Origin of the sequence: Ferrimicrobium sp. (genome assembly GCA_022690815.1) — a bacterium.
Classification (GTDB): Bacteria; Actinomycetota; Acidimicrobiia; order Acidimicrobiales; family Acidimicrobiaceae; genus Ferrimicrobium.
Genome location: JALCZJ010000021.1, coordinates 1 through 17,131, shown reverse-complemented (window position 1 = coordinate 17,131; position 17,131 = coordinate 1). Strand labels below are relative to the sequence as shown.

9 protein-coding genes are annotated in these 17,131 nt (G+C 59.7%); 6 read left to right on the top strand and 3 right to left on the bottom strand.

Annotation, left to right across the window (positions count from 1 at the left end; all coding sequences use genetic code 11):
• Positions 1 to 479 precede the first annotated feature (479 nt).
• The 3 genes from MP439_07540 to MP439_07530 all read left to right on the top strand — a co-directional run bounded on the left by MP439_07540 (position 480) and on the right by MP439_07530 (position 3,303).
• Positions 480 to 1,211: a metalloregulator ArsR/SmtB family transcription factor gene (locus MP439_07540; protein MCI2975916.1), complete on the top strand. Its 732-nt coding sequence runs from the start codon at positions 480 to 482 to the stop codon at positions 1,209 to 1,211.
• 110 nt (positions 1,212 to 1,321) lie between these two features.
• The gene (locus MP439_07535) at positions 1,322 to 1,924 is read left to right on the top strand and encodes a hypothetical protein (GenBank protein MCI2975915.1); all 603 of its coding nucleotides are present in this window, start codon (positions 1,322 to 1,324) and stop codon (positions 1,922 to 1,924) included.
• 2 nt (positions 1,925 to 1,926) lie between these two features.
• The gene (locus tag MP439_07530) at positions 1,927 to 3,303 is read left to right on the top strand and encodes an MFS transporter (GenBank protein MCI2975914.1); all 1,377 of its coding nucleotides are present in this window, start codon (positions 1,927 to 1,929) and stop codon (positions 3,301 to 3,303) included.
• A gap of 850 nt (positions 3,304 to 4,153) precedes the next feature.
• On the opposite strand, the gene MP439_07525 is transcribed toward MP439_07530, so the two are convergent.
• Positions 4,154 to 7,279, bottom strand: a complete 3,126-nt coding sequence (locus MP439_07525; GenBank protein ID MCI2975913.1) for a glycosyltransferase family 2 protein — start codon at positions 7,277 to 7,279, stop codon at positions 4,154 to 4,156.
• Positions 7,280 to 7,282: 3 nt separating this feature from the next.
• A complete protein-coding gene (locus MP439_07520) occupies positions 7,283 to 9,640 on the bottom strand; it encodes a glycosyltransferase (protein ID MCI2975912.1) in 2,358 nt (785 codons plus the stop codon).
• Positions 9,641 to 10,197: 557 nt separating this feature from the next.
• Here MP439_07520 and MP439_07515 point away from each other — a divergent pair.
• Positions 10,198 to 11,646, top strand: a complete 1,449-nt coding sequence (locus tag MP439_07515) for a glycosyltransferase (GenBank protein MCI2975911.1) — start codon at positions 10,198 to 10,200, stop codon at positions 11,644 to 11,646.
• Between the two features lie 281 nt (positions 11,647 to 11,927).
• On the opposite strand, the gene MP439_07510 is transcribed toward MP439_07515, so the two are convergent.
• Positions 11,928 to 12,869, bottom strand: a complete 942-nt coding sequence (locus MP439_07510) for a class I SAM-dependent methyltransferase (protein ID MCI2975910.1) — start codon at positions 12,867 to 12,869, stop codon at positions 11,928 to 11,930.
• A gap of 881 nt (positions 12,870 to 13,750) precedes the next feature.
• On the opposite strand from MP439_07510, the gene MP439_07505 reads away from it, so the two are divergent.
• Both MP439_07505 and MP439_07500 read left to right on the top strand, forming a co-directional pair.
• A complete protein-coding gene (locus MP439_07505) occupies positions 13,751 to 15,157 on the top strand; it encodes an NAD-dependent malic enzyme (GenBank protein MCI2975909.1) in 1,407 nt (468 codons plus the stop codon).
• Positions 15,158 to 15,176: 19 nt separating this feature from the next.
• Complete coding sequence (locus MP439_07500) at positions 15,177 to 16,451, top strand: PilZ domain-containing protein (protein MCI2975908.1); 1,275 nt, start codon at positions 15,177 to 15,179, stop codon at positions 16,449 to 16,451.
• Positions 16,452 to 17,131: the final 680 nt, after the last annotated feature.

The following is a 17,131-nucleotide window of genomic DNA, read 5'->3' as shown; positions in this document are numbered from 1 at the left end:
ACCTCTCTCATGCCTGTCAACCAGGCGTTCACGGGGTTCGCTGCTGTTAGCGGCTATGCAGTGGAGCCATGAGTAGCACCGCACATTTACGATGGTGACACGCTGATTACACCCGGGGTACGCGTTCGCATACGCCTCAACTACACGCACGGTGTTGCTCCTTCAAGCAAGGTCGCGAGCCCAAGGCGAGATATCCGCACGCCAGCCGCCTCCATGAACCGTGCCGGTCGACTCTCACGAGAACGCGAGCGGACGTCACGTTAGCAACTGCCAACGCACCCGCTGGTTCATGCCGTTGCCCTACAGACGATGAGGCCTTTGTATTTCGCCGACCCCGGGAAATCGAGGTTATGCTGAGTTTAACTTTGAAAGGGTTTGCAGGTTATTCATGGGGTACGAGATGTGGTGTCTACGGTTAGGCCTCAGACCCCCCAAGGAGTGAGCCGCGCTACGGTGCACGACTCTAAGATACAGTCTTCGTGCGAATACTTGATGACGACAGCGATGATACCGGGCCGGGCTCAAGGGCCGCCAAGGCGGCGCTGTTCGACGCCTTGGCCGAGGTAGCCGGAGCGCTCTCAGCTGGCCGGCGGGTAGAGATCATCGACCTGCTGGCCCAGGGTGAGCGGTCAGTAGAGGAGGTGGCCGCCGAGACGGCCCAGAGCTTGGCCAACGCCTCACACCACTTGCGCACCCTCGCCCGAGCTGGCCTCGTGCGCTCGCGCCGAGACGGCACCCGGATCTACTACCGCCTCGCCAGCGATGAAGTCGAGCAGCTATATGCGGCGTTGCGCTCGGTTGCAGAGGTTAACCGTGACGATCTCGGGCGCCTCGCGGCTACCTACCTCGGCCCAACCGAGGACCTTGAGGTCATCGAACGAGATGAACTCCTGACTCGCATCGCTACAGGGGCGGTGACGGTTCTCGACGTACGACCGGGGGTTGAGTACCGTGCGGGGCACATTCCAGGAGCAAGTTCGGTACCGATCGCCACGCTGGAAGAGGCCATCGAGAACCTCCCCTCCGATACCGAGATCGTCGCCTACTGTCGCGGCCGCTACTGTGTCTTCGCCCCCGCCGCCGTGCGTGTCTTGCGCCATCGAGGTTTGCATGCAATCCGCCTAGAGGACGGCTTCCCCGAGTGGCGTCGCGCTGGGCTCCCCGTGGCGGTGGGTGAAGAGCCGGGCTCGCTTCCCCCGCGAGACCACTGAGAACGCTCGGTGACCGAGTATCTCAGGCAACGCCGCGCTATATTCAATATATTCAAATGCTGATATGATTAGTTGATAAGTCTGACGAGCTAAAGAGGGGGATGCGCACGATGACCATCGAAATCCGTTCACTGAAAACCACCGAGCTGGGCAACGCCACCCACGTCGTGATCGAACGCGAGTCAGGAGTAGCGGTAGTCATCGACCCGGTCCGTGACGTTGACCAGCACTTCGAGGTCACAACTAGCGAGTCAGTCACCTCGCCTGGGCGCTCGAGACCCACGTGCACAACGACTTCGTCTCCGGCACCCGTGAGTTCGTCGCGGCCAGCGGGACGCGTCGTTGGAGTGCTCGACGGTGGCATCGATATCTGGCAGACGTCTGGCCGTACACTCACCGGCTATGAGACAATCAGCGCGGCGGTCCTCGCCGAGCGCCTCGACGCCGAAAGGTTCCTGACCGTCATTGACGTGCGCGAGCCATTCGAGTGGTACGCCGACCACCTCCCCGGCAGCGTCAACCTCCCGGCCCACGACATCGAGACTGCATCCCTAAAGCTACCTCGGGGCGTGGCGCTCGCCGTGCACTGTGGGCACGACTACCGAGCCACGCTCGGCGCCAGCCTCTCAGAGCGAGCCGGACATCCAGACCTCGTGGTCCTCGAAGACGGTTGGGAGGGCTGGGCCGCTCTTGATTTGGACGACTGGAGCTAGCGGTGTCCGAGCCCACAGATTCGCAACTCCCCACCCCGACGTCATCAACACCAGATCCCGGCGAATCGTCACCAGCGGCTGACCTGGCTGGACTCGGCCACCATCGCCTAGGGCTTCGCCAGAACTGGTGGCAGTTCTCGGTCTTCACCTTCATTACGCTCATGATCGGGATGACCATCGGGGTCGAGCGCGTGGCACTTCCACCGCTGGCCAAGCAGGCCTTCGGCGTCACCTCGGTGCTCTACACGGTCGCGTTCATCTCGGCGTTCGGGGCGGTGAAGTCCGTGATGAACCTGGTGTCGGGTCGGCTCTCAGACCATCACGGACGAAAGACCCTGCTCCTGGTCGGCTGGGCGTTCGCCGTTCCCTACGCCCTGCTCATCATCTTCGCCCAGGCCTGGTGGTGGGTGATCGTCGCCAACCTGTTCTTGGGCGTCAACCAGGCGCTCACCTGGACGATGGCCGTCACCGCCAAGATCGACCTGGTCGGACCGGTCAATCGGGGGCTCGCGGTCGGGATCGACGAGTCCGCTGGCTATGTCGGGGTGGGCATCGGTGGGTTTGTCACCGGTCTGCTCGTCGCCTCCTACGGGCTTCGCCCGTCTCCGTACCTGCTTGCCCTCGGCGTGGTGGCCCTCGGGGCCCTAGTCACCTTCGGCGTCGCGAAAGAGACCCTCCCCTTCGCCCAGGCAGAAGCAGCCAGCCATCGTTGGCCGACCGCCACCCCAGAGCCAAAGCCAAAGCTCTTCCGGCTCGCCAGCTACATGAGTTTTCACGATCACAGCATGCTGGCGGTCTGTCAGGCCGGGTTCATCAACAAGTTCGCCGACTCGCTGGTGGCCGCCTTCTTCCCCCTGTACTTCCTCCGCCGGGGGATATCTCTTCTTGAGGTGGGGCTCCTAGTCGGCGTGTACGCCTGGGTGTGGGGGCTCGGCCAGGTCGCAAGTGGAGCACTCGCCGATCGGATCGGTCGTAAGGGGCCGATCACCGTGGGTACCTTCGTCATCGGTATCGGGATCGTCGTGATCGTATCGAGTGGCCCACACGGGGTGTGGTTCCTCGGCGCCGCGCTTATGGGTCTCGGGATGGCGCTCGTCTACCCGAACCTCATCACCACGGTCGGCGACACCGCCCATCCCTCCTGGCGCGGCGGGGCACTTGGCGTCTACCGACTCTGGCGTGACGGTGGCTACGCCGTCGGGCCGCTGGTGCTCGGCGGCATTGCCGTCGTAGGCGGGATCACCGCCGCGTTCTGGGCCGCTGCCGCGCTGATGGGTGCTTCAGGATTCGCCCTTTTGCTCTTGTTCCACGAGACCGAGCCCTCCCGGCGTACCAGATCACCGGCATGGGAGGATCATCCCGAATGGGTGGCACCCTGACGGGCAACCCACCAAAGTGCGAACCACACCCCCATGTTCTCGTCAGGTCCTTCTCGTCAATGAGTGATTGTTCCGACACAACAGTGACAGGGCCTCCCTGGTACTCGGTGACGTGTGCCTCCCCTACGTCAAGAAGACTGTGCGCATTTCTCAGCTGAACGCGATACCAGTCAGAGACTCAAAGCCGTGGGCTAAATTTTGGTGTCCCCAAGCATTGACGGCGTCTGCCTCCAACAGTTACCGTTGACGCCACTTCTACGCCAAAGCATCGTCACGACTCGTGCCACCAAAGGTAATGATCTCTTACACCCAACCCTTGTCGCTGCATCCCCATGACTCTGAAGCAGAGGTCGTTTCTATCGGGGGGTGCTCCATTAGCTCGAACGGTTGCAGACCTCATGGGGTACTCCACCACTACCAGACAGCGGCTTTGCAGGCTCGTCGATGCCTGAGGGCCGAGGCAATGCTCAGGTTCATAAGCCAGCCAGAAGAGCGCCTCTTGGTGTGGCGATGCCTTCAATGGAACGAGCTTCATGAGTTGGTGACTCTGCCGCAAACTCGACTCATCCCGCAGGGGCAACGACTCCTCTTGGGGGGATGCATGTCCGACAGCTCATTGGGCAGTCGCGAGGGGGCGGCGTCCTTCTTCTATTCTGTGTCGTAGACGTTTCGATTCCTGCCTAAGCCATCGACCACGGGCGAGCCGATCAGAAGGGCGTCACGGCATGTGCAGTGCCACGGACCGCCACCTCTCTAGCTGAGTGCCCCCACCTCGAATGGGGGCTACTGAGCTGATGGTAGCCCCAGGGGTCGTGCGCATTCCCAGCTGATTCGGCGAGCGCGTCCGGAGTTAGTCGGTGATCTGCTCGGCGACTGAGCGGTGTGAACCAGTTGCCGAGCGGACGTGAGCGTACGAAAGCCGTACAACGACATTGGCCGAACCCAGGGCTGCCATTCCCGATGGTAGATCGAGGCACCCAAGCAGCAGCGGGCGAGCGCCCTTGTTTGTCAGCCGCAGGCACAGTGGTGGGCGCAGATCTCGATAAGGTGTGAGATCGATCATGATGACATCGTTGACAAACGAAGTGGTCACTGGGTTGCCCTGGGGGTCGGGTCCCATGAGCTCGACCTTACAGTTGGGCGACGCTGAGTTAGGCGACACCGCGGTGAGGCTGAGGTAGGTGGCACGCTGGAGCTGGTCTTCGGTGAGGGGAATCAATATCTGTAGCTGGTGATCAGGAGCGAGCTCATACCAGGATTCATGGGCAGAGACGTGCGGCGATGGATACTCGAAAATCTCTTCTCGTTCGCCAAATGGCAGTCGAAGACGTGGTGGCTCCTCGTCGGGTTCGAACATATGCAAGAGTTCGCGGCTCAAATTTGGCGAGTAGTACGGATCATTGGGGATAAGGCTGGCCCACCGCCGATAGAAGAGTGATGACTCCAGGTCCTCGCGATAATGCTGTGATCGGGTGACATTGTAACCGCGCGATTTGGATTCATAGTGATAGAGCATCGCAGAAGGGACGACGACCGAGCGATAACCGGCTGCACCGAGGGCGAGGCAGAGATCGACATCGTTGAAGGAGATCGCAAGCTCAGGATGCAGTCCCCCCACCTCGAGGTACTTGTCCCGCTCCACCATCAGCGCTGCACCGGTCACGGCGGCGGAGTTGGTCAAGACGACGCCACGACCATGGTCCCCAGGGTCGCTGTGGTCCTTGGACCATCCGTAGTGGCCAGCACTACCGGCGATGCCGAGACAGACGCCGTTGTGTTGGACGCTGCCATCAGGATAGAGAAGCTTGGCTCCGACCGCACCGATGTCGGGACGCTCAGCGAGGGCGGCCATCTCGGCAAGCCAGTTTGGGCTGATCACGCGGGTGTCGTTGTTGAGCAGGACGACCAGATCCCCGGTGGCGTTGGCGACACCATAGTTGACCATGGCCGCAAAGTTGAACGGTGCTCGATAGTGGATGACTCTGATTGGATCCGAGACACCATCGAGATAGTCAAGCACCTCGGGCTCGGTCGAGTTGTTGTCGATGACGACGACCTCGATGTCGCCATAATAGCTTGCCATCACCGAGTCAAGACAGGTGCGAAGGTCCTTGAGGTGGTCCTTGGTAGGAATGATGATCGAGATGCGATGAGAACGAGTGGGACGAAGGTGAGGGAGTAGGAAGATCGGTGCGCTCCTCGGGCGCTCAAGCCAGGCCACGGAGTAGTCCTGGCGCGCTAGGTGGGAGCTGACGGCGCGCTCTTGGGCCGCGATCACTTGGGGCTTTGCGGCATAACTCTGTGCCGTTGAGCCGGCGTGTGAGCGCCAGTGATAGAGCACCTTCGGGATGTGTACCACCTGCTCTCTTGCGATCATCGAGGTTACCCGGAGCAGTAGGTCCCAGTCTTGGGCCCCCTCCGTGCCGGCAACGAGGCCACCTGCTCGGTTGCAGGTCTCGCGACGCAGGACACTCAGGTGATTGATGTAGTTGACACAGAGCAGATATTCGGGTGAAAAGTCCGGTTTGAAGAAGGGTTCACAACGCTTGTGGTCGTCGATCTTATCCTCGTCGGTGTAGAGCAACTCGGTGTCGGGAAGGGCATGGAGATAGGCAGCCACCCATGCGAGTGCGTCAGGGGCTAGCGTATCGTCTTGGTCCATGAAGCAGAGAAAGTCCCCCGTTGCGACATCGATGCCCGACTGGGTGGCGATCGCGATGTTGTGGCGCTGGGTGGAGGTGACGATTTTCAGGTAGGGGATCGTATGCGTGAGGTGATCGAGGTAGTCCATGACGTCAACGGGTTGTGGGCCATCGAGTGAGAGGATCAACTCGGCTGTGGGCCAGCGTTGCTCGACAACCGAGTTGATGGCGGCCTGTAGATAGACGAGGTCGGGGTCAAAGATTGGGATGACGATGCTCAGGGTCGGCACGTCGGCGGCCTCTGCGAGGTAGCCGAGGACCTCGGTCTTGCCGTAATGGTCATAGTGGGCAAGCCACTCATCGTATTGGGTCGGTGACGTCGGAGCAAGGTGTGTGGCGATGCGCTCGCCGATCTGATGAAGGCCCAGTGAGCCAAGACGTGCGAGGCGTGATCCCGATTCGGCGAGTGTAGCCGCACTGCGCTTGAGCTGGTTGGCGTGCTCGATGTCAAAGCCACGGGCACGTTCGGGCTCGTCTCGCAGTGAGGCTTCGAGCTTGGCGAGGGTTTTGGCCCCGAGACCGCGATGGATGAGTGGCCATCGTGTTGGTGAATCGATCGCTTGGTCAAGCAGCTCGTAGGTGATTGAGAGGGTGTCGGCAGCAGCTACTATGTCGGAGCTGATCGCCAGGGTCATCGTCGCATGTGGTGCAACGAAGCGAAAGCACTGACCCAGGCCGTCGCCAGCCGCATTGCCGACTTCGATCCCGTCGCAAGAGCTGATCTCCAGATTCTCGCGGGCTCGCCACGAAAAGATCACCAGTGAATCGGCGGCGAGCTCGACTCTCTCGAGACGCACTCCCCAGAGTCGGTCATCACCGACGAGTGCGATCGACACAGCCGATGGAATCTTCTCGCGTAGGCTGATAGCTGCGCGTACATCGGTACGTGGTTGCTCTCCATCAGCGGCGAGCCCACAGAGCCATCGGGTACCATCTTCGAGGGCTAACTCGAGATAGGGTGGATGCGGTGACTGGAAGAGAGAGCCGCTCGGGCCGCTCAGTACTCTCACCTGGCCCAGAAGATGCTGCTGGTCGGCGACCAGGTAGAGGCCAGGGCCGAGGTATCGATAACTCGCAAGGACAAAGATGTGTGAGTCACGTTCATTGGGTGGCTGTGTGAGCGTTGGTAGCTGGAGGTACTCGCTCAAAACATCGGCCAGTACGCGTTGGCTCTCATCGGTGATGATGGCGGTGATGGGTGGATTGGCCTTGATGACTTCATCGAAGAGAGCACGTTGTTCGCTGGTGAAGAGGTCGATCATGTCGTTGTCCACGGGCTACTCCAGTCTTTTAAGTCGAGCGTGAAGCGATACCTCCTCGACCCCAATGCGGACCATCTCGATGGCCACAGTCATCGACGAGGCGTTCACCAAGCGATAGCGTGTTGACCCGTGATGGGGCTTACAGATCTCGCCGGTGAGTTGTGTGGCCCGAGACCCCGAGATCGAGGCGGCAAAACTGGCGACCACCTCATCCGCTGGGTCGATCAGATCGATGCGACATGCCCCCTGGGTTGAGGCCTCGATCCAGATCGTAAGTTGGCTCGCCGCATCGAGGGTGAGCTCACAGGCGATCGATTCGTTGGGCTCGAGTGCCTCGTAGTGGAGGGGAAAGAAACGCTCAGGCCGGGCCATTGGCAACTCCTGCCATCGCGGTGTCGGACACCACGGACGATGGGGCGGTGGTGCAGGGTTCGGAAAGAAGGTCGCAGCTTCGATGTCGAGGTTCGGATTGTAGTAACGGTCGTAACCGATGCTTGATGACCAACGCGCAAGAAATCGCCCCTGTTGCGTCATGGCCTCTTGGCTTGACGGCACCTTTGGGTCGCCGATCTGCGTCGCGCTGGTGGCCGAAAGAACGAAGCTAGCCATTGGTGTCAGGCAGCACCGGTACCCGTGGTCCTTGAGTTTGAGACAAAGATCGACATCTCGGAGTTCCCCACCAAGTCGATCATCTACTCCCCCAACCTCGATGAAGCGCTGACGTAGAGTGAGGATGGGGCCACCGGTGACGCCAGTGACGCTCTGGTTGACGCGAAGGCGGTTCCGATGTCCAGTCGACAGGTCGGGGTCGCCATGGTAGCGACGCTCAATAGTGCCGTCGAGACCAAGGACTACTCCTGCGTTATCGATGGTGCCTTCGGGGGTGACAACCAGTCCACCGACCGCCCCAACGTCGGCGAGTTGAGTCAAGCCAACCATCTCGCGTAGCCACGTCGTGGTGCGGGCCATGCTAGTGAGCGGGAAAAGACAGACGCATTCGGCATCGGAATCGGCAACGATCTGGTTGAGTTGTGCGCCAATCCCATGCGTTGTGTCATAGTCAACGATGCGAAGCCCTCTGGCCCCCTGGAGTCGTCCGACGTTGGGTGATCTGTCTGAACCCCCGAGGGGTGTCGAGGAGTGCTCGCCTCTTCCTTCGATGCTCGCACGAGACTCTGAAGGGAGCAGCAAAACGATGGTGGGCTCCGGGTAGTCGATGGCCTGAATCAAGGCGAGGGCCCGCGACAGCTCATCGGGCGCCATCGGCTGGCTCTGGTCGTCGAGGTAGGCGATGATCAGCACGGTTGGGGGTGAGTGCTCGTGGGTGTAGTGGATGAGACGATCGAGGGCACCGACGGGTTCGATCGTCCCGTTCAGCTGACGTTGTGTCATCGCATCGCTGAGGATCTCAGTGGCCGCCTCGAGCGTCGAGGGATAGGCCATAAGAGGCCTTGGGGCGGATCCCTTGACACGCCAGTGGTAGCAGACCGCTGGGATGTGGACGATCTCGTCTGGAGCGAGGTTGTGGGTGAGGCGTAGGGCGAGGTCCCAGTCGTGAACACCGTCGCTACCGGTGCGCACTCCGTTATGGGCGAGGAGGAGGTTGCGTTCAACGATGAGGAGATGATTTAGGTAGTTTTGACCCAGTAGCAGCACCGGATCCCAATCGGGTTTGAAGTAAGGGTCGACCCTCTCTCCATCTGGAGTTAGCTTGTCGTCATCGGTGTAGAGGAGCTTTGCGCTGGGGTGCTGATTCAAGGAGGCGACGACCCAACACAGCGCATCGGGGGTCAGCAGGTCATCGTGATCGAGAAAGGTCACGTACTCACCCCAGGCAGCGTCGATGCCGTGGTTGATCGCACTGACGACGTTCCTGCGTTTGGCGTGCACCCGAACCACAATGCGTGGGTCGTCAAGCGCCGCACGAGCGATGATGGCACTGATGCGGTCGTCGTGGGATGCGTCATCGATGAGACAGAGCTGCCAGTTGGGATAGAGCTGGGACGTGACCGAATCGATGGCCGCCGTGAGGTCGTAGGCACTGGGTTGATGGATCGGAAGGATGATTGAGATCACTGGCTGGTTGTCAAGGCCTAACACGTAGTTCCGAATCGCCTCGGGGCTGTCGCTGTCGACGAACCGTTGACACCATTGCTCGTACTCGTTCGCCTCGGTCGCTTTGCCTGGCAAGAGACGATCGGCCAGCGGCGTCCAGACCTTAGTGGCGCCGGGAAGAAAGTCAAGCGTCCGATCGAGGAGTGCTCTGTTGTCTTGAGCCACTTCGCGAGCCGCGCTGAGTTGGTGGCGCAAGCGAGCAGGAAGAACCCTCTTGGCGCTGTGCTGGAGCCGTTCTCTCACAAGTTGTGGACCCAACGATCAAACCATATGTGAGGGAGGCTCGGATCTTGAGCGAGGCCGATCTCCGTCATGTGTCGTTGGCCAGCCGTTGAGCCAATGACACGCCAACAGGCTTTGTCCATCTGGACCCCTCGGTTCGACGATGGCATCTGCGTTCGGCTCCTCCTCTGGTGACGCAGATATCCTAACTGGAGCCGATGTGACTCGCTCACACTCCTGGTTCCCTCACCAAGCGCCCTGCGATTCGGCCGCTTGCCTTGCTTCTTGGGTCGTGAATTGCGTGGCTGTGGTGGGTGCTGCCTGCGATTCACGGGGTGTAGGCGATCAATCTGACGCATCCGCAAGCGGCGCAGATCGGATCGTGGGGTTGCCAGAATCAGCTGTTCAAGAGGTGGGCCGAAGTGGCGTCGGAGGATAGAATGAGTGGCCTGCACCAAATGAGGAGCTAGCGGTATCAAGGGTGCAAGGACAGCCAGGTGGATCCGGGTGAGGACCTAGCTCCACAACAGATGAGTTCCACTGTAGGTCAGCTATTTTGTGCATAAGCGTACGCGAAAGGGTGTGTGACTGGCGTGAACCAAGAGGACCTCGCAGCGTTCCGGAGACTGCTTGATGAAAGGCAGCTCCAACAGGCGTTGGAGCTAGCGAAGCGACTTGTGCGCCAAGAGCCCCGTTCTGTCCAGGGGTGGATCCTACTCGGTGAGGCACTGAGCCGACTCAATCGTCAAGCGGAGAGCTGGCTTGCCTATCAGCGAGGAGCATTGTTTGACCCGCTTGGAATCTGGTTTGACCAGGTGCGCCAACGATTTATCGATACGCCGCCTACCGAACCAGCTCCATGGCTGGCAAGGTTGCTCGAGGTGCCAAAGCGCACCCTCACCGCGGCGATCGTGGTACGCAACGAGGAACGGAGCATCCGACGTTGTCTTGCAAGCGTTGCTGGGGTGGTCGATGAGATCGTCTTAGTCGACACGGGGAGTACGGACCGCACAGTGGAGATAGCGAGCGAATTTGATCTACGTCTCCATCACTTCGAATGGACCGATCACTTTGCTGAGGCTCGAAATTTTGCACTTAGTCATGTAAAGACCGATTGGGTGCTATGGATCGATGGCGATGAGTGGCTCGAGCCTGGTAACGAGGAGATGCTGCGAATCGCGCCGGGGGCCTTCGATACGGTCGAAGGACCGTTTGTCTTAAGGATCGTTCACCTCAACCGCGATGCGGACGGTCGCCTTCGTGCCAATACCGATATGAAGCGAATGCACCCGGTCCGCCCTGACATCGTCTGGCGGGGGAGGGCTCACGAACAGCTCGAAGAGCGGGGAGGAACGGCTACCAGCCCCAAGGGGTTGCCTCAATACCCGGTGAATGTCCGACTTCTTCACGATGGTTACGATTCGACGGTCGTTGACATGACCGCCAAGCTTGAACGCAAGGTTGTTCGCCTCCGCAAGGCCATCGAGGACTGCCCTGAAGACATCGCATCCTGGGGCTTTCTGGGGCGTGAGTTGTTGACACTGGGGCGCATTGATGAGGCGATTGAGGCACTGTTGCGCGCAGAGGAGCTGTCAGCGGTCTACACTTGGTTTGCACGGATGCCAGAGGTGCGTACAAACCTTATCATCGCCTATCAGCGCAGCGGCATGCTCGAAGAGGCGCGACAGGTTGCGGTGCGTGGGACCGAGGCCGATCCGTACTACCCAGACCACTGGTTCCAAGTGGGTGCGATCGAATTGGAACAGGTATTGGCGAAGCTGCAGTCGGCCAGAGTCTCCTTCGCCAAGGCGAAGGAGACAAGTGGGCGATATCGCGGCGTTGTCGCGACTGATCGTGCACTTTGGGAGTGGAAGGCTGACGCGGCTTTAGCCGATGCGTTTCGCGTCGGTGGTGACTTGGTGACGGCGCGTGACCTCTATCAGCGCGCACTGGCTGGTGACCCCGAGAATGCGAAGGTGCTAGCACAGTTGAAGCGGATCGAGGAGCAGCGATCGAAGCTGGGTCAAGGGCCCCCTTCGTAGCGATTGATCACACTCTAAGATTGAGCGCCGCGTCGCCTCGTCCCGCCCGAGATAGATTGGTATGCTCTCTTATCCAGGAGTTCGGCGACCGTACGAGGCTATTGAACGTTGTGGGGTCTCGACCTTCATGGAGTTGGGTCAGCGCCACAACGCTAGCCGGGAAACGGCTGCCAGCCTCATTCGATAGCCCGCCGGTGCGATCCGAAACGCATTGACTGCCAGCGTTGGAGTCAACGGCGACGGCTGGCCGATCGGTGGGCTGACTCATCGATGAGGTCGGTTCATCGATAGGGTCGTCCCTCGATGGCACCGTAGGTGAGCCAGTGAAAGGTAGGGTCAAGGTGGGCCTCGGCGACGTCGGGGTTCAGTTCGAGATACCGCTCGCGATCGAATCCCTCGGGCAGGACATAGGAGTCGTCGAAGAGCTCGTAACGCTGCTGTTTGAGAGCGTCGATTCGTTCCATTGGATTACCTGCTCCACCTCGTGACAGTTGGAGGTAGAACTCGGTCGTCGTGGTGGGATGAAAATAGCACTCTCTAACCCCGAGGTAACCGAGGTCAAAGAGATCCTCCAACATCAGCCGGAGAGATTGGGGCACAAAGATCCAAAGATGGGGGTCGAACTGATCGAAGACGGCGTAGGGGTCCTGTTGTTTAGCAACGATTCGGGCTTGGTCGATACCGTGAACGATCTCATCGTCACCATGGAACCCTTTGTACCACGCACCGACGCCGCTGCGTCGCACTGTTGAGAGGTAGTAGTCGATGGCATCACCAACGCTCGGCTCAACCCGGTGATCGAGATGGGCGTCGATGACTGAACCAATGGAAGAGATCGGTCTGTAGTAATCGAACGAGTACCGTTTGTCGGGAATGACGAGTGAGATGACTCCGTCATCGGTCAGGATCGACTCACAACTTTGTAAGAGCCCGATCAGATCAGGCACGTGTTCGATCACGTGCGAAGCAATGATCCATGCGAACCGTCGATCCCCGACGAGGTCGATATAGGATTCGCCATGCCAGACCAGGTCCACCTCTTCGATCTGGGAGATGTCGACGTCATCGCGATATTTGCGCCGTAACTCCTCGGCGGTACAGCTGTCGAGGGTTGTGACGTCGTAGCCAGAGCGCTTTGGAACCACTGGCCGGTGGCTTGGTCCGATCTCAAGTCCCGGTCGCTCGAGATCGAGTCCGTGAAGGATGATCTGTTCTCGTTCCATATCGTGACCCCTTCGCTTGGAGCTATCTCATTTCGCCATGATTGCGGTTGAGGCTGTTGGGTGTCGTGAGAGGCCTCTAGGGGTCAACCATAACTGCTTACCCCGTGCTGTTGGGCCGATATGTGACGAGTATCTGGCACTTGACTGCGCACACCGAGGTCTTGGATGGATCAAGCCGATGAAATCAGACGAGTTGCTCCCTACTCGTCGACAACGATATGGTCGACTTCGCTCACAGGGTGGGCTTGAAGGGCCCGTTGAGGCCTCGAACACCAAAGTCGTGCCCATTGCTCGCAGCAGGGGGACGGGTTGAAGGCCGACCGTTGGCGCAGCCGACAGGTGTGCTTGCGATCAATGGCTCTCGATGTGAGGAGCGTGCCGCAAGAACAAAGTGATCCCCTTGGATTACGAGTGTCGTGGGTCACTGATCGCCATCGAGGTCCGACGAGGTGAACGAGAATCGCTCTAGTCGTAAGGGTGTCAACAGGTTGACGCAATCAGCGCACACGCTGTGCACCCACACACCACCAGCGCCCTAGCTTGTCGAAGGCAAAGCGATGACATGTTCTCGATGCTGACATGTGGTCGTGTCTGGTTCTAGGACTGGAACCAGCAAACGATCGCGGCTCTTGCCCTTGTTCGGGCGCAAAGTTCGTCATGGTTCACGACCTAATCGTTGATGGGGCCCGTCGAGGCCTGACTCCATGTGTTGTCATAGCTCTGATCGACTGCTCTGATCAAAGAGGTTGCCCAAGATTGCCCTAACGCCGCTTTGTAACGTTGTCGCTCATCTTGTACGAGCCGTGTGCCCCTTGGTGTTACACAGCTACGCTTCGTATCGAAGGGTCAAACCCGTCAATTTGGCCCACTAGCCTTGCACTATGGCACAACCTAACGTATCACACTCGGTCACGATTCGTGTCGAGTTAAGCAATACCCCTGGATCCCTTGGACGACTCACCACCGCGATCGGTGATGCGGGCGGTAACATCCTGGGCATCGACCTCGTGGAGGTTGAGGCCGACCGTATCGTCCGTGACATCACGGTGCTCGCCGCTGACCCGGAGCATGCTCAACGTATCCGTGAGCAGGCGGAGGAGGTATCCGGTGTCCATGTGCGCAGCGTGCTCGACCGGACGCTCAGGCTTCACCTCGGTGGGAAGATCGAGGTCTGTGGAAAGTCACCACTCAAAGACCGGGACGATCTCTCGATGGCCTATACCCCTGGGGTGGCCCGGGTTTCGATGGAGATCGCTGAGCGACCCGCGTCGGTACACACCTATACCATCAAGGCCAACTCGGTGGCCATTGTGAGCGACGGTTCGGCGGTGCTGGGCCTTGGCAACATTGGACCTTACGGCGCCATCCCGGTGATGGAGGGCAAGGCCCAGCTGTTCAAGGAGTTCGCGGGTATCGATGCTTTCCCAATCTGCCTCAACGTCACCAGACCCGAGGAGGTCATTGCCGCGGTCGAGGCGATGGAGCCGGTTTTTGGTGGGATCAACCTCGAAGATATCGCCGCCCCCGCCTGTTTTGCGATCGAAGAGGCGTTGAAGTCAAAGCTCGACATCCCGGTCTTCCACGACGATCAACACGGGACGGCGGTGGTGGTGCTCGCAGCCCTTCGCAACGCCGCCAAGGTCGTCGATCGCAAGATCTCGGACATGACGGTCGTCATCGCTGGCGCCGGTGCGGCGGGTGTGGCCTGTGCCAAGATCCTTGCCAACGCTGGCGTGGGTCGAATCTTGGTCGCTGATCGAAAGGGGCTGATCTTCTCCGATCGGGAGAACTTCGACGGGGCAAAGCTCTGGCTAGCTGAGAACACCAACCAGGATCGAAGGATGGGAGATCTTGCCACCGCGTTGGTCGGCGCCGATGTCTTCGTTGGGGTGTCGGGGCCAGGGATCGTGACGGCCGCCGAAATCGCAACCATGAACGCTCACCCGATCGTCTTCGCGCTTGCAAACCCCACCCCTGAGGTTATGCCCGAGGAGATCCAGGATATCGCCGCGGTGATCGCGACGGGAAGGTCGGACTTCCCGAATCAGATCAACAACGTCTTGTGCTTCCCCGGCATCTTCCGGGGGGCTCTCGATGCTCGCGCCATGGCGATCACGGAGAGGATGAAGCTCGCAGCGGCAGATGCCATCTCATCGGCGGTCCTCGACGACGAGCTTTCACCGAGCTATATCATCCCCTCAGTCTTCAACAAGGGTGTTGCCCTGGCGGTGGCAGAGGCCGTGGCCCGGGAGGCGCAAGCCGAGGGGATCGTCAGGCACGAGATCTGAGTTCGATCGTAGCAAGCGCATGAGTGACGCGTCTCGCCCAGCTAGCTCGCTTTGCTATCCGGGCAAAAGGATCGAGTTGCACCAGGACGCCACGTTCGAGGTGACGACGGTGACGCAGGTCGATGGGAACCGCGTTGGAGTTTGCGAGCGCGCTTGCTCATTTGGTCCTTGTGAGGCCATGGTGGTGTTCTTTGGCGAGCGGTTCGTGGCCAGCGCTTACCTGATACCAGCGGTTCGTGGTGCTGAGGTAGTGATCGAAACCGGTTTTGTTCCGATAAACGCTCGTTCGGCGCCACGGGTCGAGGTCTCACTGGCGGGCACCTATTATCTTCATCCTCCTAGCGTTGGGATCCCGATGGAGATCCGCGATCTCTCCGTGAGCGGCGTCGCGATCAGCGTGATCCCCGATCAGCACCCGTCGCCAGGGCAGCGCCGGATGATCTCGTTTCGCCTTGTCGATCGGGATATCAAGGCGGTGATCGAGTTGGTGGCCGTCGAAGCCGATCTGTGGCGGGCGAGGTTTTGCAAACTCGCGCTTTCGGATGAGGACGCGATTGCGAGACTTGTCATGAGTAGCCAACTGGAACGGCGTCACAAGCTCTCTGACCTTGAGATAAGGACCTCCTCCTCGCTTGATCTCGAGACTCGATTGGAGTTTCCGCTGATCGAGTCCATCAGCTGGAAGGATGACGCTTGTACGCTGGAGGTGGGATCTCTCTCGGCGACCGTGATGGTGCCGACCGCGGCGCACGCGGAACGACATCGCATCGACTCGCTCATAGGAGTGGCGCGCGTCGGTGAGCCCAGGGACTTCGCCCATCTTCTGGGACTCACCACGAGCGATGTGATCGTGCGTGACAGCGTTCTGACTCCTTATCTTGTGCTCTGTGCCCGGCATAGGAACATGAGCGTTGCCGAGGTGCTCATGTCATGGGTCAAGGGCATCCAAGAGCCCTTGACCCAAACGATGGCAGGACAACCAAAGACACGATCGGTAGTCGAGCGATCACAACATGATCGCTCGGTTGCCATGGTGCCGTCGCAACCTTCGTCTGGACCTGTCGGGTATTCATGCGGTGTCGCCGTGTTTCGGGAGCTGGTTCCCGAGCTTCCAACGGAGTCATTTGGTGCAATGGACTCCGGACTTTGGATGGACCCCATCGCACTTGTTCTGCTGATCAGAGAGCTTGGATTCGCTGTGATGCGTCCGATCTGGCCGACCTTGACGTCAAACAGTGATGGCGCGGAGGTCTTTGAGGCCTTCGCAACCTTCGGAGCCGGTGCGTTGTCCTAGCCCAACTGATGGTATCGAATCCCCGTTTCACCGACAGCAGGCCGGTCTCGGAGGGGTTACCCACAGAGTGGGGCCGAGGCATATGGAGCCCGGGGGTATGGCGATCCGTGAAGTATTGGGGCCTAGTCGGGTCACATGATGAGTCTCACCTGCTAGTTGGCTTGTAGACACTTTCATTCGGACACTAGCGACTCGGACCCAAGATAGCAGGGTTCTCGCCAGCCCCCCGGTGATTGATTCGTAGCGAAGTGAGCGGGGTCCCAGGCAGAGGGTGATCTTGACGTTGATGAGGCCAGGCCCGGAGCAACCATTCTTGCCATTGTTCGCCCGCACTCTGAGTACTCCGTTGGCCGGCATGGAGACCCTGATTGGGTAAGGCGACGCTGTCAAGAGCTATGTGGGTTTGGTCATGGCCAAACGAGTGTCATGTCAGCTATCGGCGTGGATAGGATCAAACGTCAAGAGGATGCCGACGACAAAAGCATCGACTTCGTAGTGACCAAACAATTGTAAACCGGTGATGGGGGATACGGACGTCGCTCCATTCACCATTTGTTAGCGGACATCTAAAACTGCACAGTGGCGGACAAATAATTGCACGGTGGCGGACACCAAAACTGCATGGCATTGGTGGGGTCCTAGGGGCCGGCACCTGGGGCGGGTAAGCATCCACAACAAGC